We start from the raw sequence: 21,730 nt of genomic DNA on the forward strand, positions 1-21,730 counted from the left end.
CATGCAACGTGCACTGGCCAGAGCGAGGGAGCCGTATCTTGAGACCCGTCCACCGTACCGTTATCGCCACCGTTGTCGGGATCGCTGCGGCAATAATTGTCTTCTTGAATGCCGGGCCCGCGCTCGCGCACGGATTTTCGTCGACCGTGTACGCGAATATCACAGCGGGAGACGAGGGTCACATACGGACGAAGCTGGGACTCGAATACGACCTCCTTGTCGTGTCCGCCGCCGACTACGAGGACGACGATTCTCTCTTCGAGGCGGGAACCGCCGCATTCGACGCACGGGACCCCGAGGGACAGGCCGCCGCCCTGAACGGTCACGCCGCGTCCGTCGCCAAGTACGTCACCGAACGCTTCTCGGTGACCTCGCGGGGTGAGGCCTGCAAGCCGACGCGGGTAGGCGACGTGACGATCGCCCAGCAGGAGGGTGTGCCCTACGCCGACCTGCTGCTCGACTGGACCTGCCCGGAACGGGCCGACGAGCACGAGGTACGCAGCGGTCTGTTCCCGGACGGCGAGACCTACGTCAAGGGCACCAAGACGATCGTCACCTACGAGATCGACGGCCGTTCGGGCAGCGCCGCGCTGGACGCGGGTTCGCCGTCCTTCTCGACGGCCCAGGCGTGGTACGAGCGGTTCCGGGAGTTCTTCGTCCTCGGTGCCGAGCACCTGCTGACCGGGATCGACCACATCCTGTTCCTGCTGGCGCTCATCGCCGGATCGCGGCGCCTGCGCGAGATCGTGCTCGCGGCGACGAGTTTCACCCTGGCGCACTCGGTCACGTTCATGCTCGCCGCCCTCGGCCTGGTCAACGTGCCCGCGACGGTCGTGGAGCCGGTCATCGCGCTGTCGATCGCCGTGGTCGCCGGTTGGCACCTGTGGGGGATCTGGCGGCGCGGCGACCACGCCACGGAGTTGGAGACGGGGGGCGGCGGCCATTTCAACCTGGACCGCGCGGGCTGGATCCGTCTCGGGGTCGTGTTCTGTTTCGGCCTTGTGCACGGCCTCGGCTTCGCGGGAGCGCTGGGAATCGACGAGGCTTGGTCCTGGACCCTGCTCTGGTCCCTGCTGGTGTTCAACGTAGGCATCGAAACTGTGCAGTTGACGATCATCGCCGTTGTTTTCCCGCTGTTGATCCTGTTGCGACACCGTGCGCCGAAAATCGGTCTCTGGGCGACCGGAGTCATCTCTGCCGGCGTGTCCCTTATGGGGTTGATCTGGTTCGTGCAACGCCTGTCGGGGTCCTGAAGATAGCCGGCCCAGGTCCTTCGGAAATGCAATCAATCGCAAGATCACGTTCATGGCGGGTTCACCGTACGGGGACAGCGTGAAGTTGCTTCTCTGCGATAAGGGAAAGCTTCTCTATATTTCCATCGGTAAAAAGGAACGGAAGTCGATGACATTGAGCCACTCGACACGGGCCCCCGGGCTTGTGCGGCGCCGCATGGCCGCAGGGGCCACCGCGGCATTCCTGGGCTTGGCCGTAGCCGCCGGTAGCGGTCTGGCGAGCGCCGCCAGCGCGGCCGAGTCCAACACGCTCACCGGCATCATCCTTGGTGTGGGCGCCGACGAGACCCAGCGCATCGTGACCTGGTACTCCTCGGCCGACACCGCGCAGAAGGTCCAGCTCGCCCCGACCGCCGATGTCGTCAACGGTGAGTTCCCCGCCAGCGCCGCGACCTTCGACGCCACCGGTGGGGCGAACATCGCCACCAGCGGCGGCTTCAACCGGCACGCGACGATCACCAGCCTGAAGGAGCACGTGGCGTACTCGTACCGCGTCGGCTCCGAGGGCAACTGGTCCCCGACGTACGCCTTCAAGACGCAGGACTTCGAGGGCGACTACGACTTCCTGTTCTTCGGCGACCCGCAGATCGGTTCCTCCGGCAATGTGGCGAACGACCAGGCCGGCTGGCAGGACACCCTGAACGTCGCGCTCACCGCCAACCCGAACATCGAGATGCTGGTGTCGGGCGGTGACCACGTCGAGAGCGCCAACACCGAGGCTCAGTGGAACGCCTTCCTCGCGCCCGACCAGCTGCGTCAGGTCCCCGTCGCCGCGACCATCGGTAACCACGATGTCGGCGGCAAGGCGTGGGAGCAGCACCACTTCACCCCGAACACCGACCGGTCGGCCCCGTACTACTCGAACGGGAACCCGGCTTCCAACGCGTCGGGCGGTGACTACTGGTACATCTACAAGGACGTACTGTTCATCGACCTGAACAGCAACAGCTACGCCACCTCGCAGGGCGGCGGCGGCGACGAGGCGCACACCGCGTACGTCACCGACGTGATCAACCAGCACGGTGACGAGGCCAAGTGGAAGGTGCTCGTCTACCACCACTCGATCTACTCGCCGGCCAGCCACGCCAAGGACGGCGACAACAAGCTGCGTCGGGTCGACTTCCCGACCACCTTCTCCAAGCTCGGCGTCGACATGGTCCTGCAGGGCCACGACCACAGCTACTCCCGTAGCTACCTGATCAAGAACGGCGAGAAGGCCGACCCGAACGAGCAGCCTGGTGCGGACGACGTGGTCGCCGGCCCCGGCGGTGTGCTCTACGTGACGGCGAACTCGGCCTCGGGCTCGAAGTACTACGACATCACCAAGCCGGACAGCAGCGGCACGAGCGGTGCCGGCAACGGTGCTGACCCGCTGAACCCGGCCAACTACTGGTACAACTCGGTGCAGAACCAGGAGCACGTCCGGACCTACGTCAAGGTCCAGGTGCGCAACGACCAGCTCGTGGTCGAGAACATCCGCAGCGCCGCCAACGGCGACCAGGGCGTCGGCTCCATCGTCGACAAGGTCTCCGTGCACCCGTACCACGCCTCCGGCCAGGACATCCAGGTCGACGTGCCCAACCCGGCTCCGGGCGAGTTCGGCTGGACGATCGACGGCTACAACGGCCTGGTGGACCTCGGCACCGCGCAGGAGCGCAACGGCACGTCCTTCGAGGCGACCGGCAAGATCAACCCGATCCTCGTGTCGGACAGCCGCCGTTCGCTCGCCCCGTGGTCGCTCTCGGCCAGCGTGGGTGACTTCAAGGACGGCGACAAGACGTTCTCCGGCGCCTACCTCGGTTGGACCCCGTACGTCCTCGACGCCGGTGCCGGTGCGGAGGCCGGTGCCCCGGTCCTGTCGTCCTACGACGACCAGGGCAAGGGCCTCTCGGTCTCGAGTGACCTCGCCGCCGCTGTGCAGGGTCACCCCCGGGGTGGTGCCAAGCTCGGCGCCGACCTGGACCTGAAGTTCCCGGACAGCGTCGAGAAGGGTAGCTACCGCGCCACCCTCACGATCACTGCGCTGAGCAGCTGATCGGACCCGCGTTACCCGGCGGGGTAGGCGCCTTCGGGTGCTTACCCCGCCGTTCGCTCCAGACCCGCACCAGAAACGCCTTAGGACCCCGAGATGCATGCGTTCGTAACGCGCCGAAAGACCCAGGTCGTCGTCCTTCTTCGTACCGCAGCACTGGCGCTGCTCGCCACCCTCGCGGTTTCCGGGCTGGCCGCTGGCCCTGCCCTGGCCGCCGATGGCGATGTCGCCTGGACGGTCAGGACGGCGTCCAACAGCTACGGCGCCGATCGGTCCAGCTTCAGCTACGGAGTCAATCCCGGCGGGCTGGTCGAGGACGCGATGGTCGTCGCCAACCGTGGCCCGGTCCCACTCGACCTGGCCGTCTACGCCGCCGACGGCTTCACGACCGACGCGGGACAGCTCGACCTGCTGGCCAAGGACGGGAAGTCCGTCGGAATCGGCGCCTGGGTCCACGCCGCCGGCGGCAGCGTCAAGATCCAGCCCGGGAAGTCCGCCGAGGTTCCCTTCAAGGTCACCGTTCCGGCCAACGCCACGCCCGGCGACTACGTCGGTGGCATCGTGACCTCGCTGACGCAGGCCGACACGGCGGAGGGCATCAACGTCGACCGGCGCCTCGGGATCCGGATCAAGCTTCGGGTGGGCGGCGAGCTCAAGCCGAGCCTCGTGATCGAGGATCTCCACGTGGGCTACTCCGGCTCGTCGAATCCGTTTTCCAAGGGCGACGCCACCGTCACCTACAAAATCCACAACACCGGCAACGCCACCCTGTCGGCCCAGCAGACGGTGTCGGTCTCGGGCCCGTTCGGCTGGCTGAGGGTCGACGCTGGCAAGATCGCGTCGCCGCCGGAGCTGCTTCCCGGGGAGAGTCGCAACGTGACGGTGCCCGTTCACGGTGTGTCGCCCGCGCTCAGACTGGCCGCGACCGCGACCCTGACTCCCCTGCTCACCGACCCGTCCGGCTCCACCACGTCGCTCGACCCGGTTCATGCCACGGCACACGGCTGGGCGGCTCCGTGGCCGCTGCTGCTGCTGATCGTCGTACTGATCGTTGTCGCCGCGGGGGCGGTCATCCTCGCGCGCCGGCGGCGCGTACGGAGCAAGGCACGTGAGGACGCCCGCGTACGGGAGGCCGTCGAGAAGGCGATCCGCGACAAGGGGCAGCAGGAGAGCTGACTGCCCGTCGGGGGCGGGATTGCGGGCGAGCCAGGGCGGCTCGGTGCCTACTGCTCCTCGACGGGTTGGTGATGCGGCTTCTCCTGCCTCGCGGGCTGACCGGTGGCGGTGAGGCTGCCCAGGATCCCCAGCAGTTCCGCACTCTGACTGCTCGGCTCGGCCTGGAAAACCACCAGGGCCAGACCTTCGGTGCCGGCGACGGCGAACTTGTCCGACTGGAGCGTGAGATCGCCGACCTGGGGATGGTTCAGTCGGGTGATGTGCCCGCGCTGCGGCTGCACGTCGTGGCGGGCCCATAGGCGCCGGAACCGGTCGCTCCGAACGGACAGCTCGCCGACCAGTTCCACCAGGCGCGGGTGGTTGACGTCGGGCCCGGCCTGCGAGCGGAGGCTGGCCACGCCCTCCTGGGTCATCCTGTCCCAGTCCCGGCGCAGCCGGCGTTCCGCCGGATCGAGAAAGGCCGCCTGGAGCAGGTTCACCCCGACGGCGTAGTTGGGCGAGAGCGCCGCAGCCAGAGGGTTGACCGCGAGCAGGTCGAAGAACCGGTTCTGTACGTACGCCGGATTGGTGGTCCAGCCGTCGATCAGCCGGCGGACGCTCTCCGGCACCCGCTCCGACTGCGGCGTCCGAACCCGGCTCGCCGACCCGGCCGACCGGCGGGGGCCCCGGGCGTGGGCCAGGCCGATCAGGTACGCGGTCGCGTCGGGGTCCAGGAGCAGAACCCGGGCAAGCGCCTCCAGGACCTGGACCGACGGATTACGGTCGCGGCCCTGTTCGAGCCGGAGGTAGTAGTCGGGGCTGATGCCGGCAAGCATCGCCACCTCCTCGCGGCGCAGCCCCGGCACCCGCCGCAGACCGCCGGGGCCGATGTCGACGTCCTCCGGTCGGACCAGTTCCCGCCGGGCGCGGAGGAACTCCCCGAGCGCGTTCGTGCCGTCCATGCCATCCACGGTAGTTCCGCTCCACCCCGGGTGACTGGCCCTCTCACTCCCAGGCAGATCGGTCGCGCCCAGTGGATCCGGGTGGGTGTCCCCGCGGCTCCCAGGATGAGTGGGACGTACCCATTTCGGTCGTGACCTGCGAATACTCGATTCGAGAGCAGCACCATCACTCGAAGACGGAGGATCGCATGACCATCACGCTCGTCACCGGCGGAAACAAGGGCCTCGGTCGCGCGACCGCCCACCGCCTCGTCGAACTCGGCCACACGGTGTATCTCGGCGCACGGGACATCGAACGTGGCGAGACGGCGGCCGGGGAACTGGGTGCCCGGTTCGTGCAGCTCGACGTCACCGACGACGCCTCCGTCAGCGCCGCGGTGGAGGAGCTCACCCGCCGCGAGGGCAGACTCGACGTTCTGATCAACAACGCGGGAGTGTACGAAGGGATGGTGGGCCCCGAGGACGCCTCGATGGACGTGGCGCGCCCCGTCTTCGAGGTGAACGTTCTCGGCACCCTGCGTGTGACACACGCGTTCCTGCCTTTGTTGCGGGCGTCCGAGGCGCCCGTGATCGTCAACGTCAGCACCGGGCTCGGCTCGTTCGGAGCGGTCACCGATCCCGAGCGCAACGAGTTCAGGTACGCGCTACCCGTGTACGCGTCGTCGAAGGCGGCGGTGAACATGCTTACCGTGCAGTACGCCAAGGGCCTGCCGGACGTACGCGTCAACGCCGTCGAACCCGGTTTCAGCGCGACGGATCTGCACGGTATGACCGGACACGGCATCCAGACGGTCGAGCAGGGCGCCGAAGTGATCGTACGGCTCGCGGTCATCGGCAAGGATGGTCCGACGGGAACCTTCTCCGACGGCAACGGCATCCTGCCCTGGTGACTCCCGTACGCCCGCCGCGCAGACCGGCGGTGGCGGGGTTGGCACCCGGCCTCGTACCTTGATCGGACGTTGCGAGGTCGGTCGGCCCGGCCCGCGCGCAGCGGCCACCCGTACAGCCGAAGGAGTCCTGATGGCGGAGAGCGTCGCCGTACCAGCGCCGGGTGAGCATGTCCGGCTCGGAAGCTGGCCGACGCCGGTCGAACCGGCACCGCGGCTGGCGGAGGCGATCGGCCTCGACCGCGACGCGCTCTGGATCAAGAGGGACGACCTCGGCGGGTTGGGCGGTGGTGGCAACAAGGTCCGCAAGCTGGAGTGGACGGTCGGCGCGGCGGTCGCCGCCGGCGCGGACACCCTGGTCACGACCGGTGCGCCGCAGAGTAACCACGCCCGGCTCACCGCCGCCGCCGGTGCGCGACTCGGACTGCGGGTGGTGCTCGTGCTCCGGGGACACGCCGGCGAATCCCGTTCCGGCAACATCGCCCTGGACGGCCTGTTCGGCGCCCGGGTCCACTGGGCCGGCGACGTCGACCAGCGGAGGCTCGCCGAGATCACCGACGGGGCCGTCGAGCGGTTGCGTCAGGACGGGGCCCGACCCGCGCTGATTCCGTTCGGCGGCTCCAATGCGGTCGGGGCGTACGGCTACGTCCGGGCCGGGATGGAACTGCTCGACCAGGTGCCCGAACTCGACCTGGTCGTGGTGGCGCTCGGTTCCGGCGCGACGATGGCCGGGTTGGTCGTCTCCCTGGGAGCGGAGCGGGTTCTGGGCGTGCACACCGGCGCCCTGGCCGACCCGGGACGGGTCGTCGCCGGTCTTGCCACCGAGGTTGGCCGGACCGGGATCACCACGGCGCGGCTGCGCGTCCGGGACGACCAGGTCGGGGCCGGTTACGGTCACCTCACCGAGTCGGCCGCCGAGGCGTTGGAACTGGCTGCCCGTACCGAGGGGATCGTCCTCGATCCGATCTACACCGGTCGGGCGATGGCGGGCCTGATCGCCGCCGTTCGTGGGGGTGCGATCGACCGGGGAACCAGGACGGTCTTCCTGCACACCGGAGGGCTGCCGGGCCTGTTCGGGCATCCGGCCGCCGTCGAGCGGGCCGAGTTGGGGCTCGACGCGTACCCGTCCGGCGGGTCGGAGGGCTGAGGTCAGCGACCGCGTGCCCCGCCGGGGGCGGCGGCGGCAATCCGGGTGAGGAACTCGACGTTGCTCCCGCTTCGGCGTAGCTGGTCGAGCAGGTAGTCCAGAGACTGCTGCGTACCCTGCCCGGCAAGTGCCCGGCGCAACCGGGCGACCACGGCCGCCTCGTCCGGTGCGAGCAGAACCTCGTCCATCCGGGTGCCGGAGGCGAGGACGTCCACAGCTGGGAACATCCGCCGCTCGGCGGCCTTCCGGTCCAGGCGCAGCTCCGCGTTACCGGTGCTCTTGAACTCCTCGAAGATCACCGTGTCCATCAGGGAGCCGGTGTCGACCAGCGCCGTGGCGATGATGGTGAGCGACCCGCCGTTCTCGATGTTCCGGGCCGCGCCCAGGAAGCGTTTCGGCGGGTACAACGCGGTCGAGTCGATACCGCCGGACATGCTCCGACCGTTCGACGGTGCCGCCAGGTTGTACGCGCGGGCCAGCCGGGTCAGCGAGTCCAGCACCACGACCACGTCCCGGCCCTGCTCCACCAGGCGTTTGGCCCGCTCGATCGCGAGTTCGGTGACCGCGATGTGCTCCTGCGGCGGCCGGTCGAACGTCGACGCGATCACCTCACCCCCGACCGACCGCTCCATGTCGGTCACCTCCTCGGGGCGTTCGTCCACCAGCAGCACCATCACGTGGCACTCCGGGTTGTTCCGGCCGATCGCGTCCACGATCGCCTGGGTGACCATCGTCTTGCCCGCCTTCGGCGGCGACACCACCAGCGCCCGCTGCCCCTTGCCGATCGGCATCACGAGGTCGATCACCCGGGTGGTGAGCAGGTGCGGTTCGGTCTCCAGGAACAACCGTTCCTGCGGATACAGCGGGGTCAACTGGTGGAACTCCGGACGTCGCCGGGCCTCCGGCGGCGCCAGACCGTTCACCGTGTCCAGCCGGACCAGCCGCCGGAGCGGCTCCCGTCGGTGCTCGTCGCCCCGGCCGGCGCGCGCGGTACCGGTCAGCAGGTCGCCACGGCGTAGGCCGTACTCCCGGATCTGCGCCGGGGAGACCTGCACGTCGTCCGGTCCGGGCCGGTAGCCGCTGGTACGGATGACCGCGCGGTTGTCCCGCAGGTCGAGCAGGCCGGTCACCGGTACGGCCGCCTCGTCACCACGGGCGGGTTCGTCACCGGGTCCGGCCGACCGGTCGGTGGCCGTACGGGCGGCGTGGCCGTTGTCGGTGCCGCGCGCCGTGCGGGCGCGTGTCGTCCCGGACGGGCGTCGGGTCCGGCGGTCGACCACACGAGGTCGAGGTTCGTCGAGCCCGTCGAGCCGACCGGAGTCGTTGCCGCGGGCGCTGATGTTCCGCTGGTCGACCAGCGGCTGGGTAGGAGGCATTTCTCTCCCTGAAAGGTGTGTGGGGCCGCGCCCGGCGCGCCGACCCGACGGGTCGGTGGCGGTTTGTCGGGCCGGGCGGCCCGGTGAGAGGCGGGGCGATGCTCACCGGTGGTGGTCTGGTGACGGTCACCGGAACGGGCACCGGCTCGACGGAAGTGGTTCCGTCGGCCCCGGCATGGAAATGGAACCACCGGTGCGTGGAGAGCCGGGTGCGAGAGTGAAGATCGTGCTCCCCGGGTCGGGCTGCTTCACCGACGCGTCAAGTGGGAACTGGACTCAAGGTAGCGCGGTCGACGGGCGATGGCAACCATTACCGACGGGTCGGGCCGGCCCGGTTCGCCTCCGTCCCGTTCCCGGCGGCTCAGCCGGTGACCTCCCGGGACCACGGCACGAGCAGCCGTTCGACCGCCGCCACCAGGTAGAACAGGGCGGCGCCGAGGATCGCGAGCAGGGCGAGGGCGGCGAACGCGAGCGGTGTGTCGGCGGTGCTGCCCGAGCTGACGATCACCGCGCCGAGGCCACGGTCCGGGTTGACCACCTCGCCGATCACCGCGCCGATGATCGCGAGCGAGATGGCCAGCTTCAGGCCGACGAACACCTGGGGCAGCGCCCACGGCAGCCGGAACTTGACGAACGTACGCCAGCGTGAGGCGGAGAGGGACCGGGCCAGTTCGTGCAGTTCGACCGGGGTGGAGGTGAGCCCGGCCATGGTCGACACCACGATCGGGAAGAAGCAGACCAGCACCACCATGACGATCTTCGGTTCGCTGCCGAAGCCCATCCAGACCAGCAGCAGCGGGGCGAGCGCGACCTTCGGTACGGCGTTCGTCGCCGCCAGCAGGGGCAGCGTCATCCGTTCCACCACCCGGCTGGCGGCCAGGATCAGGGCGACGGTGAGGCCGGTGAGCGCGGCGATGCCGAATCCGACGACCGCCTCCAGCATGGTCACCCAGGTCGCCCCGAGCAGGTGACCGGGGAGGCGGAGGAACGCCTCGACCACGTCCGGCGGCGCCGGCAGGAAGAAGGGGTCGATCTCGAGCGCCGCGACGATCCCCCACCAGAGTGCGATGCCGAGCGTCGCGCCGAGCAGGGGCAGACCGAGGCCCGATCCCGCCCGCCCCCACCAGCGGCCGGGCCGCGTCCTGGTCATCCCCGTTGCCCGTTCGGCGTCCGGCCGGCCGCCGGTCAGGACTGCCCGACGATGCCGAAGTCGACCACGGCCTCGGGGGTCAGCCCCGCCGGCATGATCCCGGATTCCTGTAGCACGGCGATCGTCTGCGCCACCCGCTCCCGGTCCATCGTGCCGATCGCGGCGCCGCCGGTCGGGGTGACCGACGCCGTCATCGCCTTGATCTCGCCCACCCCGGCCGCGACCGGGTACGTGGGCTTCGCCCGGCTGAGGATGGCGGCGGCCTCCTCGGGGTGCTCCACCGAATAGCGGAGCCCCTTGAGTACCGCCCCGGTGAACCGTTTGACCAGTTCGGGATCGTCGGCCAGCAGGGACGGGGTGGTGATGATCGCATTGCCGAAGAGATTGGCGAGGTAGTCGCTGTACGGAAGCACGACCACTTCCTTCTTCGCCGCGCTCTCCAGCGCGCTCCTGCTGAGCAGGAAGGTGCCGAGTGCGTCAACCTGTCGGCTGGCCATCAGGCCGTTCAGTGCGGTCGTCTGGGCGTTCTGCAGGGTGACCCGCGTCGGATCGATTCCGGCCAGCCGGGCGTACGCGGGGAAGAGTAGTTGGTTGACCGAGCCGGTGGCCGCCGCGATGGTCCGGCCCTCCAGGTCCTTGGGCGAGGTGATCCCGGTGTCCTTCGTGGTCATGATCGAGACCAGGGTCTGCTGGTGGACGGCGGCGACGGCGCGCCAGTCGGTGAACTCGCCCTTGCCCGCCTGGATCACCGCGCCGGTGAAGTCGAGGGCGGCGAACTGTGCCTGTTGTGATTTGAGAGCGGTCAGGTTGGTGACGTTTCCGGCACCCTCCTTGATTTCCACCTCCAGGCCGGCCTCGGTGAAGTAGCCCTTTTCCCGGGCCACCCAGGCGAAGGCGTCACGACCGACCGCCCCGAACGCGGTCATGTAGGTGATCTGTTCCGGCGGTTGCCCGGCGCTGTCGCCCGCCGGCTCAGCCTCCCCGCAGCCGCCGGCCCCGAGCAGGACCACCACCAGCGCGGACGTGGTCAACGTACGTGCCCAGCGGACCATCCGTACCTCCCCGTTCGCCGACCCGGAACGCGTACGGATGCCCGCGCGTACGGACGCGGACGGATGAGTCACGGGAGATAGTGTTCGGTCACCGTCGATCCGTTTCGGGTGTGTTGATCGCGATGGTAGAGGACGGATACGGGCGATGTCACGACCCGGACATTGTTGTTCATCGTCGTCCGGCGGGATGGAATAGGGGCCCGTACGGCGGCCGAAGGAGTGCCATGCCCGACCATCCCGTTCCGTCGGCCAGTGCCCGCGCGCTGGTCACCGGTGCCTACGACATCCACGTACACGTGGCTCCGGACGTGATGCCGCGCCGGATCGACGACCTCGACCTGGCCCGGCGGTTCGCCGCAGTGGGGCTCGCCGGATTCGTGCTGAAGTCCCACTACGTGACCACCGCCGAACGGGCGGCGGTGGTACGCAAGGTGGTGCCGACGGTCGACGTGTTGGGCGCGGTGACGTTGAACGGCGCGATGGGCGGCATCAATCCCACCGCCGTCGAGATCGCCGGGCGGCAGGGGGCGCGGATCGTCTGGCTGCCCACCGTCGACGCGCGCAACCAGCGGGACTCCGCCGCCCACGACCCACCCGGCGCCACGCCGCCGATGTGGCGCACGGTCCAGGACGATCTCCGCGCCCGGGGCATCGCCACCGAACCGGTCGAGGTGCTCGACGACCGGGGCCGGGTCCTGGACCGGGTACGTCAGGTGCTGCGGGTCGTCGCCGCGCACGATCTCGTGCTCGCCACCGGGCACCTCTCCGGAACGGAGATCCTGGCCGTGATCCGGGCGGCGGGTGAGGAGGGGGTACGCCGGATCGTGATCACCCACCCGGAGTTCACCAGCCAGCGGCTGCCGGTGTCACAGCAGCGGGAACTCGCCGCGTCCGGGGCCCTGCTGGAACGCTGCTTCACCACCGCGTACACCGGGAAGGTGGGCTGGCAGGAGCTGTTCGACAACATCCGGGCGGTGGGGCCGGAACACTCGGTGCTCTCCAGCGACCTGGGTCAGCCGTTCAACCCACCGGTCGAGGACGGCATCGCGCTCTTCGCCGACCGGCTGCTCGCCGCCGGCTTCGGCGCTGACGAGGTACGGACCATGGCGGTCACCAACTCCCGCTATCTCGCCGCGCCGGGTGCCTGACCGGCGGCCGGGTGGGCGCGTCGGACGGGGTGGGCAGCGGTGTGGCGGTCAACGCCCGGAGCAGGGCGTCGATCGCCGGCCGCAGGGGTGCCGTACCCCTGATCCGGGTCACCGCGAAGATCTGCCGGCCGGTGACCGGCTCGTCGAGCGGCCGTACGTCCACCCCGGCCGGCACGTTGCGCAGGGCCAACCCGGGTACGAGCGCGGCACCCAGGCCGGCGGCGACGAGGTCGAGGGTGAGGGCGAAGTCGATGGCCCGGTGGCGGATGTCCGGTTCGAACCCGGCGAGGTGACAGGCGCGCAATGTGGAACGGCCGCACGGGGTGTGTTCGGCGCTGGCCACCCAGGGCACGTCGGGCAGGTCGGCCAGTCGACGGGTGGCCCGTCCCCAGCCGCTCGGCGTGATCAGGTGCATCGGGTCGGTGGTGATCGGGTGCCGTTCGAGTCCGTTGAACCGGGCCGCCGGCACATGGTCGTACTCCTGGAGGACGGCGACGTCGATGGTGGCGGAGCGGAGGTCGAGCTGGCTCTGCTGGTCCTCCGCCTCGATCACCCGTACGTCCAGGTCGGGGTGTTCCGCCATGGCCCGCGCCGCGGCCGGGGCGACCAGGGCGCCGGCGGCCGAGGGAAACGAGGCCACCCGTACGGTCCCGTCGACCTGTTGCCGCATCGCGGCGAGCCCGGCGACCGCGTGTTCGACGGCGCCGAGGATGCGTTCGGCGTGTGCGGCGAGGAGCTGGCCGGCGGCGGTGAGTACGACACCACGTCCGGAGCGTTCGAGCAGTTCGCAGCCCGCCTCCCGGGAGAGCTGTACGAGTTGCTGGGAGACCGCCGACGGGGTGACGTGCAGGGCGGTCGCGGCGGCGGTCACCCCGCCGCGCAGGGCCACCTCGTGCAGGACCCGAAGCCGGCGGACGTCCAATTCCATGAAGGCAAGCTACAACAACACTTAAGTTCTTTGAACTAGACCTTAACGGTTCCGTCCGGGACGGTTGACCGGTGAGAATGACCCACCGCCTCCAGGCCCTGCTCGTCGCCGCCATCTGGGGCGTGAACTTCGTCGTGATCGAGATCGGCCTGCGTGACCTGCCCCCGCTGGTCCTGACCGCGCTCCGGTTCGTCGTCGCCGCGGTGCCACTCGTCCTGCTGGTACCCCGGCCCACCGCCCGGCTGCGCTACGTCGTCGGTTACGGGTTGGTGCTCGGCGTACTGAAGTTCGGGGTGCTCTTCACCGCGATGAACGCCGGCATGCCGGCCGGACTCGCCTCGCTGGTGCTGCAGGCCCAGGCCCTCGTCTCGGTGCTGCTCGCGGCGGTGCTGCTGCGGGAACGACCCGGTGGTTGGCAGCTGGGTGGCGTATTCGTCGGCTCCGCGGGGATCGCGATGCTCGCGCTCGGCGGCGGCCACGCCACCGTGGTCGGGTTCGCGCTCACCCTCGCCGCGGCGGCGAGCTGGGCGGTCGCGAACGTGGTGGTGCGCGCGAGCGGCGAGACCCGTCCGCTGTCGCTGCTGGTCTGGTCCAGCCTGGTGCCGCCGATTCCGCTGCTCGGTCTCGCCTCGGTGGTGGACGGACCCGGTGCGGTGCTCGACGCGATCACCGGGCTCTCCTGGCGCGGCATCCTCGCCGTGCTGTACGTCGCCTACGTCTCCACGCTGGTCGGGTTCGGCATCTGGAACCGGCTCATCGCCACCTACTCGGTGGCCCGGATCGCGCCGTTCAGCCTGGTCGTGCCGGTCTTCGGGCTCGCCGCGTCCTGGCTGTTCCTGGGTGAGCCGGTCGGCGTACGGGAGGCGTTGGCCGCTCTGGTCGTCCTCGCGGGCCTGGCGTTGGTGCTGCGTCCGGCCCGACCGGTTACCGCGCCGCCACCGGTCCCCGGACCGGTGGCCCGGACGGTGGGGCCCGCTCGGACCACCGGGGTGTAAGGGGTAGACGACTCGTCTCGGGGAACCGGAATAAGGGCGGGCGACACCGGGTTCTAGGGTGTAGTTCAAACTTGAAAGAGTTCTGGTCGAGACGAGGCGGGCAGCTGACATGCAGTTCGGGATCTTCACCGTTGGTGACGTGACCACCGATCCCACCACGGGACGCACACCTTCCGAGGCTGAGCGGATCAAGGCGATGGTGGCGATCGCGTTGAAGGCCGAAGAGGTGGGGCTGGACGTGGTCGCCATGGGCGAGCACCACAATCCGCCCTTTGTGCCGTCGTCACCGACCACCATGCTCGGCTACGTCGCGGCCCGGACGAACCGGATCATCCTGTCGACCGCCACGACGCTGATCACCACGAACGACCCGGTGAAGATCGCCGAGGACTACGCGATGTTGCAGCATCTCGCGGATGGCCGGGTGGACCTGATGATGGGACGCGGCAACACCGGCCCGGTCTACCCCTGGTTCGGCAAGGACATCCGGGCCGGCATCCCGCTGGCGGTCGAGAACTACGGGCTGCTGTACCGGCTGTGGCGGGAGGAGGTCGTCGACTGGAAGGGCAAGTACCGCACGCCGCTGCAGTCGTTCACCTCGACCCCGCGCCCACTGGACGGCGTACCGCCGTTCGTGTGGCACGGCTCGATCCGGAGCCCGGAGATCGCGGAGCAGGCCGCGTACTACGGCGACGGGTTCTTCCACAACAACATCTTCTGGCCGATGGAGCACACCAAGCGGATGGTCGAGCTCTACCGCAAGCGGTTCGAGTTCTACGGCCACGGCAAGGCCGACCAGGCCATCGTGGGTCTGGGCGGGCAGGTGTTCATGCGGAAGAACTCCCAGGACGCGGTCCGCGAGTTCCGCCCGTACTTCGACAACGCGCCGGTCTACGGCCACGGCCCGTCGCTGGAGGACTTCAGCACCGAGACCCCGCTCACCGTGGGCAGCCCGCAGCAGGTGATCGACCGGACCATGACCTTCCGCGATCACGTCGGTGACTACCAGCGGCAGCTCTTCCTGATGGACCACGCCGGCCTGCCGCTCAAGACCGTGCTGGAGCAGCTCGACCTGCTCGGCGAGGAGGTCGTCCCGGTACTGCGGCGGGAACTGGCCGCGCTGCGGCCGGCACACGTACCGGACGCGCCGACCCACGCCAGCCTCAGGGCCGCGCGGGACGCCGCGCTGGCCGAGGCCGGGGCCGGGGCCGGGGTCGAGGGTGACGCGGTGGCCGGAGCCGGACGATGAGGCAACGTTCACTGGTGGTGATCTCCGCCGGCCTGAGCCAGCCGTCGTCGACCCGACTGCTCGCCGACCGGCTCGCCGCCGCCACCCAGCAACAGGCGCAGGAGCGTGGCATCCAACTCGACGTGCAGGCCGTCGAGTTGCGTGACCACGCGCACGACCTGATGAACAACATGCTCGCCGGTTTCCCGCCGGCGGCGCTGAGGCAGACGCTCGACCAGGTCGCCGCCGCCGACGGCCTGGTCGCGGTCACACCGATCTTCAACGCGTCGTACAGCGGGCTCTTCAAGCTCTTCTTCGACGTGCTCGACGACGCGACTCTGGTGGACAAGCCCGTGCTGATCGGTGCGACCGGCGGAACCGCCCGGCACTCGCTGGCGCTCGAACACGCGCTCCGGCCGATGTTCGCCTACCTGCGCGCGGTCGTGGTCCCCACCGGGGTGTTCGCCGCGTCCGAGGACTGGGGTGGCGGGTCCGCCCAGGACGGCCTGGCCAAGCGGATCAACCGGGCTGCCGCCGAACTGGCGTACCAGATCGACCAGCGCCAGCCTGCCCAGGTCGCCGACCCCTACGCCAACCCCACCCCCTTCACCGAACTCCTCGCCGGCGACTGAGGTGTAAGGAAGGGCCCCTTATTAACGCATAGCGTTAATAAGGGGCCCTTCCTTACACCCGACGGGTTAGTGGGTGGGGGCGGCGGGCGCGGCGGAGTCGATGTCGGTGAGCTCCTCCGCCCGGGTGAGCAGGAGCAGCGCGACGACCGCCGCGAGCATGCCGCCGGCCATCACGACCGCCATCGCCGTACTGCCGGTGCCGACCACGCCGACCAGCGGAGCGGCGAGCGCGCCGACCCCGAACTGCACCGCGCCGAGCAGCGCCGCGGCCGTACCGGCGGCCTTCCCGTGCCGGGCCATGGCCAGGGCCGGCGCGTTCGGCATCGCCAGCCCGACGGTGGCGAGTACCGCCCAGAGCAACACCAGTACGCCGGCGAGGCCGCCGAACCCGGTCGCCGCGACCGCGAGCAGACCGAACCCGAGTACGGTGCCGCTGATCAGTGCCCCCCGGAGGATCTGGAACGGGGTGTACCGGCGCAGCAGCCGCACGTTCAACTGGGTCGCCCCGATCAGGCCGACCGCGCCCGCGCCGAAGATCACCGCGAACACCTGCTCGTCCAGGCCGTACTGGTCCTGGAAGACGAAGGAGGAGCCGGAGACGTACGCGAACAGGGCGGCCATCGCCAGCCCGGCGACCAGCGCCAGCCCGACGTACGTCCGGTCCCGCAGCAGCGATCCGTAGACCCGCAGGGTGCCGGCGACGCCGTCGCGGCGACGGTGCTCCGGCGGGAGCGATTCCTGGAGCCCGAACACGGTCACCGCGATGAGCGCCAGCCCGAAGATCATGAGTGCGACGAAGACGCCGCGCCAGTCCGTCCAGCGCAGCAGCCCGCCGCCGAGGGTCGGAGCCAGCACCGGAGCGACCCCCATCACCAGCATCAGCCGGGAGAAGAGCCGGGCCACGGCGGAGCCGTGGAACAGGTCGCGGACCACGGCCAGGGCGATCACCGAGGCCGCCGCGGCGCCCAGGCCCTGGAGTACGCGCAACGTGCCCAGCACGGCGACGTTCGGCGCGACGACGCAGAGCAGCGAGGCGAGTACGTGCAGCGCCATCCCGGCGATCAGCGGTTTCTTCCGGCCGACCGCGTCCGAGACCGGGCCGATCAGCAACTGCCCGAGGGCGAGTCCGGCGAGTGTCCCGGTGAGGGTGAGCTGGACCGCGGCGTCGGTGGTCCGCAACTCGGTCGAGATGGTCGGCAGGGCCGGCAGGTACATGTCGATGGTCAGCGGACCCAGCGCGATCAGCGATCCGAGGACCAGCACCAGCCGCCGTTGCTGACGGCGGTCCGGTTCGCCGTCCGTCGTCGGGGTCCTGGCAGCGGTTCCGACAGCGGCTTCGGCTGCGGTGTCGACCCGTGGTTCGACCGTGGTCATGTAGCCCCTTCCGGGGTGTCTAGGGCGGGGCGATGGTGCGGGATCCCGCAGCCCGGCGAGAGCAACCACAACAAGACTCGCCGATCGCGATGACATTCCCGTGTCCGCCAAGCGTGCCGAGGCTCACAACGCGGAACGGGGGTCGATCGACCCGTGGAGCCGCGCCGGTCGGCCCGAGCCCGGCCGGTCGTGATGGCGCCGTCAACGGAAGCGAGGTTCGGCCGGGCGTCGGTGACGCCGGATTGACGCGCCGACCAGCAGGGTGATCGAGGGTGAGCCGTCGGGCCGTCAGCCGGACCGGTCGGCAGGGTGTCTGTGGAGGGAGAGCTTCGATGGACCGTCTACTGATCGTCGGCCGGATGGCGCCAGGACCGGAGAACGGGGTGGGGCCGGGCGCCGAAGAGCGGATCGCGCAGATCTTCGCGGAATCGGACCAGACCGAACTACCCGCGATCACCGGCGCACGGCACCGGTCGCTCTACTGCCTCGGTGACCTGTACCTGCACCTGGTCGAGTTGGACGGCACCGGTGCGGCGGGACTGCCGGCCGCCGCCGCGCACCCGCTGTTCGTACAGCTGAACCAGCGGCTGTCGAGCTGCACCACGCCGTACCTGTCGACCTGGCGTTCACCGCGCGATGCCATGGCCCGGTGCTTCTACACCTGGGACGCGACCGTACCGGTGCAGCGGAGTGGGCAGTGAGCAGCTGATGTCCGCCAGCGCACCGGAGGTGATCATCATTGGTGCCGGCACCGGCGGAATGTGCCTGGCACACGGACTGCGACGGGCGGGTATCGCGGTCCAGGTCTACGAGCGGTACCGCACCCGTGGCGACGGTCTGCACGGTTACCGGGTGGGCATCGGCCCGACCGGAAACCGGGCTCTCCGGGAGTGCCTGTCGCCGGGCCTCTTCGCGACGTACATGGCCACCTGCGCGCGCTCGCCCCGGTACTTCAACGTACTGACCGAGAAGATGCGCGAGACCGCCTCGTTTCCCCTGCGGCCGGAGACCGAGACCGACCCGGTGGAGAGCGACCGGGCGGTCTCCCGGATGACCCTGCGCCAGGTCCTGCTCACCGGCATGGAAGACGTGGTGCATTTCGACAAGACGTTCACGCACTACGAGCAGCACCCGAACGGCCGGGTCACGGCGTACTTCGCCGACGGTACGCGGGCCACGGCCGACCTGCTGGTCGCGGCGGACGGCACCCACTCGGCCACCCGGAAGCAGTACCTTCCACACGCCCGGATCCAGGATGCCGGCAGCATCAACATCGCCACCAAGATTCCGCTGACCGATCACACCAGGGGACTCCTCACCGACCACGTACGGGACGGGATCTCACTGATCTTCGGCGCCGGTGGACTGATGGGCGTACTGCACGTGATGGAGTTCAACTGGGACAAGCACGGCGTACCGAAAGCGGGTATCGGCGGCAGTGAGGCGAGGCTGATCGAACGCTGGCCCGGACTGCTGTACGACAACACCCGTGACTACATCAACCTGATCATCTGGAGTGCGCACCACCGGTTCCCGCCGGACGTGATGCGGATGCGGGGGGAGGCACTCGTCCAGCTCGCACTGGACCTGACCCCCAACTGGCACCCGAACCTGCGCGAGCTCTTCGTCCGCAGCGACCCGAACAGCTGCATCCCGGTCAAGGTCGCCACCTCCGAGCCGATTCAGCCGTGGCAGCCGAGCAACGTCACCCTGATCGGTGACGCCATCCACACCATGACCCCCGGGCGGGGCGTCGGTGCCAACACCGCACTGCGTGACGCCGCCCTGCTCTGCCGCCAGCTCGTCGCCGTGCTCGCCGGGGAGAAGGAACTCCTCCGCGCGGTCGCCGACTACGAGGCGGAGATGCTGCCGTACGGCTTCGCCCGGGTCGCCGACTCGTTGGCGAACAACGGCACCAGCGGCGACGATCCGCTCTACCGCCCGGTGGTCGGCCGGTTCGCCCTGATGGCGGCCCGCGGCTACTTCAGCCTGACCAGTCGGGTGCCGCCGTTGCGCCGCCGGTTCGTCGACGAGATCTACGCCCGTCGGGGGGCCAACGGCTGACCGATCGCGCGGGGCGCGGTCGGTCAGCCGGCCGCAGGTCAACGCAGTGGGCGGAAGCCGCGCAGGCGCAGACTGTTGGCGACCACGAAGACCGAGGAGAACGCCATCGCGGCACCGGCGATCATCGGGTTGAGCAGGCCCGCTGCCGCCAACGGGATGGCCGCGACGTTGTAGCCGAACGCCCAGAACAGGTTGCTCTTGATGATCCGCAGGGTGCGCCGGGAGAGCCGGATCGCGTCCGCGGCGGCGATCAGGTCGTCCCGTACCAGGGTCAGGTCGGCGGCCTCGATCGCCACGTCGGTTCCGGTGCCCATGGCGATGCCGAGGTCGGCCTGGGCCAGTGCGGCGGCGTCGTTCACGCCGTCGCCGACCATCGCCACCACCCGGCCCTGGTCCTGTAGCCGCTTGACGACGTCGACCTTCTCCGCCGGCAGCACCTCCGCGATCACCTCGTCGATGCCCAGTTCGGCCCCGACCGACCGGGCGACGCCGGTGTTGTCCCCGGTGAGCAGCACCGGAGTGAGGCCGAGCCGGCGCAGTGCGGCGACCGCGTCGACGCTCGTCGGCCGGACCACGTCCGCGACCACGAAGACCGCCCGTGCCCGGCCGTCCCAACCGGCGAGGACCGCGGTACGACCAGCCTCCTCCGCCTCGGCGCGAGCCGCCGCCAGCGACTCGGGCAGTTCCAGCCCCCGGTCGCGGAGCAGCCGCTCCCGTCCGACGACGAGGTCCCGTCCGTCGACCGTGCCGGTGACGCCGAGCCCGCCGAGTCCGGCGAACCCGCCCACGGTGGGCAGCGTGCCGACCTGTTCGGCCGCGCTGGCGGCGATGGCCCGCGCGATCGGGTGTTCCGAACCGGCCTCGACCGCGCCGACCAGGCGCAGCGCCTCGTCGGGTTCCTCTCCTTCGGCGGCGACGATGTCGACCAGGGTCATCTGACCGGTGGTGACGGTGCCGGTCTTGTCCAGCACCACCGTGTCCACCGTGCGGGTCGATTCGAGCACCTGCGGCCCCTTGATCAGGATGCCGAGCTGCGCGCCCCGGCCGGTGCCGACCAGCAGGGCGGTCGGCGTCGCCAGGCCCAGCGCGCAGGGACAGGCGATGATCAGTACGGCGACGGCGGCGGTGAACGCGGCGGTGGCGCCCGCGCCGGTGCCGAGCCAGTAGCCCAGGGTCGCGACCGCCAGCGCGATGACCACCGGTACGAACACCCCGGAGATCCGGTCGGCGAGCCGTTGCACCTGCGCCTTGCCGGTCTGCGCCTGTTCCACCAGCTTCGCCATCTGCGCGAGCTGGGTGTCGGAGCCGATCCGGGTGGCGCGTACCACCAGCCGGCCGCCGGCGTTGACGGTCGCCCCGACCACCGGTTCGCCGGGCCCCACCTCGACCGGCACGGACTCGCCGGTGAGCAGGCTCGCGTCGACCGCCGAGGTACCGTCCTCGACCACGCCGTCGGTGGCGATCTTCTCGCCGGGGCGGACCACGAACCGGTCGCCGACGGCGAGCTGTTCGACCGGTATCCGTACCTCGGTGTTGCCGTGCAGCACCGCGACGTCCCGGGCGCCCAGTTCGAGCAGGGCACGGAGAGCCGCCCCGGCCCGCCGCTTGGACCTGGCCTCGAAGTAGCGGCCGGCGAGGATGAACAGGGTCACCCCGGCGGCGGCCTCCAGGTAGATGTTGCCGCTGCCGTCGGAGCGGCTGATGTCGAAACTGAACGGGTGGACCATGCCGGGGGTGCCGGCGGTGCCGAAGAAGAGCGCCCAGAGCGACCAGCCGAAGGCGGCGGTGGTGCCGAGCGAGACGAGGGTGTCCATGGTCGCCGCCCCGTGCCGCAGGTTCACCACGGCGGCCCGGTGGAAGGGCAGGCCGCCGTAGACGACGACCGGGGCGGCCAGGGTCAGCGACAGCCACTGCCAGTAGGTGAACTGGAGCGCCGGGGCCATCGCCAGTGCGATCACCGGCACGGTCAGGACCAGCGAAACCCACAATCGGGTACGGAGACCGCGTAGCTCATCGACCGGCTCCCCGCCGCTCTCGGTCTCCCCTGCGGGCCGGGGCGGTGGTGGGACCTGTGCGGTGTAGCCGGTCTTCTCCACCGTGGCGATCAGGTCGGCCACGGTGACGGTGTCGTCGGTCAGTGTGACGCTGGCCTTCTCCGTGGCGTAGTTGACGGTCGCGCTCACCCCGTCGAGCCGGTTCAGCTTCTTCTCGATGCGGGAGGCGCAGGAGGCGCAGGTCATGCCGCCGATGGTCAGTTCGATCGGTGCGGCGGCCCGGGGCAGGGATCGGCCGGCGGTGGTCATCGCTG

Annotated in this window: 18 protein-coding genes; 11 read left to right on the forward strand and 7 right to left on the reverse strand. The window is 70.0% G+C overall.

From position 1 onward, the window contains the following. Positions 1-38: 38 nt before the first annotated feature. From BDK92_RS18815 to BDK92_RS18825, 3 genes are all read left to right on the forward strand, one after another. Positions 39-1,253 carry a HupE/UreJ family protein gene (locus BDK92_RS18815; RefSeq protein WP_246017118.1) on the forward strand — a complete coding sequence of 405 codons (1,215 nt, stop codon included), beginning with the start codon at positions 39-41 and terminating at the stop codon, positions 1,251-1,253. 196 nt (positions 1,254-1,449) lie between these two features. Further along, positions 1,450-3,327, forward strand: a complete 1,878-nt coding sequence (locus tag BDK92_RS18820) for a purple acid phosphatase family protein (RefSeq protein ID WP_246017119.1) — start codon at positions 1,450-1,452, stop codon at positions 3,325-3,327. Positions 3,328-3,420: 93 nt separating this feature from the next. Beyond that, on the forward strand, positions 3,421-4,500 hold the full coding sequence (locus BDK92_RS18825) for a COG1470 family protein (protein ID WP_121157886.1): 1,080 nt from the start codon (positions 3,421-3,423) through the stop codon (positions 4,498-4,500). Between the two features lie 47 nt (positions 4,501-4,547). Here BDK92_RS18825 and BDK92_RS18830 read toward each other — a convergent pair whose 3' ends face one another. Then, positions 4,548-5,441, reverse strand: a complete 894-nt coding sequence (locus BDK92_RS18830) for a helix-turn-helix domain-containing protein (protein ID WP_121157887.1) — start codon at positions 5,439-5,441, stop codon at positions 4,548-4,550. Between the two features lie 188 nt (positions 5,442-5,629). On the opposite strand from BDK92_RS18830, the gene BDK92_RS18835 reads away from it, so the two are divergent. Together BDK92_RS18835 and BDK92_RS18840 are read left to right on the forward strand one after the other, a co-directional pair. After that, entirely contained in the window at positions 5,630-6,331 is a 702-nt protein-coding gene (locus BDK92_RS18835; RefSeq protein ID WP_121157888.1) for an SDR family NAD(P)-dependent oxidoreductase, read from the forward strand. 130 nt (positions 6,332-6,461) lie between these two features. Beyond that, on the forward strand, positions 6,462-7,475 hold the full coding sequence (locus BDK92_RS18840) for a pyridoxal-phosphate dependent enzyme (protein WP_121157889.1): 1,014 nt from the start codon (positions 6,462-6,464) through the stop codon (positions 7,473-7,475). A 2-nt stretch (positions 7,476-7,477) separates the two neighbouring features. On the opposite strand, the gene rho is transcribed toward BDK92_RS18840, so the two are convergent. From rho to BDK92_RS18855, 3 genes are all read right to left on the reverse strand, one after another. Beyond that, positions 7,478-8,851, reverse strand: a complete 1,374-nt coding sequence (gene rho / locus BDK92_RS18845; RefSeq protein ID WP_121157890.1) for a transcription termination factor Rho — start codon at positions 8,849-8,851, stop codon at positions 7,478-7,480. A gap of 361 nt (positions 8,852-9,212) precedes the next feature. Then, positions 9,213-10,001: an ABC transporter permease gene (locus BDK92_RS18850; RefSeq protein ID WP_121157891.1), complete on the reverse strand. Its 789-nt coding sequence runs from the start codon at positions 9,999-10,001 to the stop codon at positions 9,213-9,215. A gap of 35 nt (positions 10,002-10,036) precedes the next feature. Further along, a complete protein-coding gene (locus tag BDK92_RS18855; protein ID WP_246017122.1) occupies positions 10,037-11,125 on the reverse strand; it encodes an ABC transporter substrate-binding protein in 1,089 nt (362 codons plus the stop codon). Positions 11,126-11,277: 152 nt separating this feature from the next. On the opposite strand from BDK92_RS18855, the gene BDK92_RS18860 reads away from it, so the two are divergent. Continuing rightward, positions 11,278-12,201 carry a DUF6282 family protein gene (locus BDK92_RS18860; RefSeq protein WP_121157892.1) on the forward strand — a complete coding sequence of 308 codons (924 nt, stop codon included), beginning with the start codon at positions 11,278-11,280 and terminating at the stop codon, positions 12,199-12,201. On the opposite strand, the gene BDK92_RS18865 is transcribed toward BDK92_RS18860, so the two are convergent. After that, on the reverse strand, positions 12,164-13,129 hold the full coding sequence (locus BDK92_RS18865; RefSeq protein WP_121157893.1) for a LysR family transcriptional regulator: 966 nt from the start codon (positions 13,127-13,129) through the stop codon (positions 12,164-12,166). The two genes, BDK92_RS18860 and BDK92_RS18865, sit on opposite strands and share 38 nt — an antisense overlap. Positions 13,130-13,206: 77 nt before the next feature. Here BDK92_RS18865 and BDK92_RS18870 point away from each other — a divergent pair, with 77 nt between their 5' ends. From BDK92_RS18870 to BDK92_RS18880, 3 genes are all read left to right on the forward strand, one after another. Next, positions 13,207-14,124: an EamA family transporter gene (locus BDK92_RS18870; RefSeq protein WP_246017541.1), complete on the forward strand. Its 918-nt coding sequence runs from the start codon at positions 13,207-13,209 to the stop codon at positions 14,122-14,124. Positions 14,125-14,233: 109 nt separating this feature from the next. After that, positions 14,234-15,373, forward strand: a complete 1,140-nt coding sequence (locus BDK92_RS18875; protein ID WP_121157895.1) for an LLM class flavin-dependent oxidoreductase — start codon at positions 14,234-14,236, stop codon at positions 15,371-15,373. Beyond that, positions 15,370-15,984, forward strand: a complete 615-nt coding sequence (locus BDK92_RS18880; RefSeq protein ID WP_121157896.1) for an FMN reductase — start codon at positions 15,370-15,372, stop codon at positions 15,982-15,984. Before BDK92_RS18875 ends, BDK92_RS18880 begins: the two co-directional genes overlap by 4 nt. 66 nt (positions 15,985-16,050) lie before the next feature. On the opposite strand, the gene BDK92_RS18885 is transcribed toward BDK92_RS18880, so the two are convergent. Continuing rightward, entirely contained in the window at positions 16,051-17,358 is a 1,308-nt protein-coding gene (locus BDK92_RS18885) for a multidrug effflux MFS transporter (RefSeq protein ID WP_121157897.1), read from the reverse strand. Between the two features lie 332 nt (positions 17,359-17,690). Between BDK92_RS18885 and BDK92_RS18890 the strand changes: the two genes are divergently transcribed. Both BDK92_RS18890 and BDK92_RS18895 read left to right on the forward strand, forming a co-directional pair. Beyond that, entirely contained in the window at positions 17,691-18,059 is a 369-nt protein-coding gene (locus BDK92_RS18890; RefSeq protein WP_121157898.1) for a TcmI family type II polyketide cyclase, read from the forward strand. A gap of 7 nt (positions 18,060-18,066) precedes the next feature. Further along, the gene (locus BDK92_RS18895) at positions 18,067-19,422 is read left to right on the forward strand and encodes an FAD-dependent oxidoreductase (protein ID WP_121162375.1); all 1,356 of its coding nucleotides are present in this window, start codon (positions 18,067-18,069) and stop codon (positions 19,420-19,422) included. A gap of 38 nt (positions 19,423-19,460) precedes the next feature. On the opposite strand, the gene BDK92_RS18900 is transcribed toward BDK92_RS18895, so the two are convergent. Beyond that, complete coding sequence (locus BDK92_RS18900; RefSeq protein WP_121157899.1) at positions 19,461-21,725, reverse strand: heavy metal translocating P-type ATPase; 2,265 nt, start codon at positions 21,723-21,725, stop codon at positions 19,461-19,463. Positions 21,726-21,730: the final 5 nt, after the last annotated feature.

Source organism: Micromonospora pisi (assembly GCF_003633685.1).
Lineage (GTDB): Bacteria > Actinomycetota > Actinomycetes > Mycobacteriales > Micromonosporaceae > Micromonospora_G > Micromonospora_G pisi.

Coding starts and splice junctions, on each gene's coding strand:
- BDK92_RS18820 (WP_246017119.1), top strand. CDS start 1,450: ATGGCCGCAGGGGCCACCGCGGCATTCCTGGGCTTGGCCGTAGCCGCC.
- BDK92_RS18825 (WP_121157886.1), top strand. CDS start 3,421: ATGCATGCGTTCGTAACGCGCCGAAAGACCCAGGTCGTCGTCCTTCTT.
- BDK92_RS18830 (WP_121157887.1), bottom strand. CDS start 5,441: ATGGACGGCACGAACGCGCTCGGGGAGTTCCTCCGCGCCCGGCGGGAA.
- BDK92_RS18835 (WP_121157888.1), top strand. CDS start 5,630: ATGACCATCACGCTCGTCACCGGCGGAAACAAGGGCCTCGGTCGCGCG.
- BDK92_RS18840 (WP_121157889.1), top strand. CDS start 6,462: ATGGCGGAGAGCGTCGCCGTACCAGCGCCGGGTGAGCATGTCCGGCTC.
- rho (WP_121157890.1), bottom strand. CDS start 8,851: ATGCCTCCTACCCAGCCGCTGGTCGACCAGCGGAACATCAGCGCCCGC.
- BDK92_RS18850 (WP_121157891.1), bottom strand. CDS start 10,001: ATGACCAGGACGCGGCCCGGCCGCTGGTGGGGGCGGGCGGGATCGGGC.
- BDK92_RS18860 (WP_121157892.1), top strand. CDS start 11,278: ATGCCCGACCATCCCGTTCCGTCGGCCAGTGCCCGCGCGCTGGTCACC.
- BDK92_RS18865 (WP_121157893.1), bottom strand. CDS start 13,129: ATGGAATTGGACGTCCGCCGGCTTCGGGTCCTGCACGAGGTGGCCCTG.
- BDK92_RS18870 (WP_246017541.1), top strand. CDS start 13,207: ATGACCCACCGCCTCCAGGCCCTGCTCGTCGCCGCCATCTGGGGCGTG.
- BDK92_RS18875 (WP_121157895.1), top strand. CDS start 14,234: ATGCAGTTCGGGATCTTCACCGTTGGTGACGTGACCACCGATCCCACC.
- BDK92_RS18880 (WP_121157896.1), top strand. CDS start 15,370: ATGAGGCAACGTTCACTGGTGGTGATCTCCGCCGGCCTGAGCCAGCCG.
- BDK92_RS18885 (WP_121157897.1), bottom strand. CDS start 17,358: ATGACCACGGTCGAACCACGGGTCGACACCGCAGCCGAAGCCGCTGTC.
- BDK92_RS18890 (WP_121157898.1), top strand. CDS start 17,691: ATGGACCGTCTACTGATCGTCGGCCGGATGGCGCCAGGACCGGAGAAC.
- BDK92_RS18895 (WP_121162375.1), top strand. CDS start 18,067: ATGTCCGCCAGCGCACCGGAGGTGATCATCATTGGTGCCGGCACCGGC.
- BDK92_RS18900 (WP_121157899.1), bottom strand. CDS start 21,725: ATGACCACCGCCGGCCGATCCCTGCCCCGGGCCGCCGCACCGATCGAA.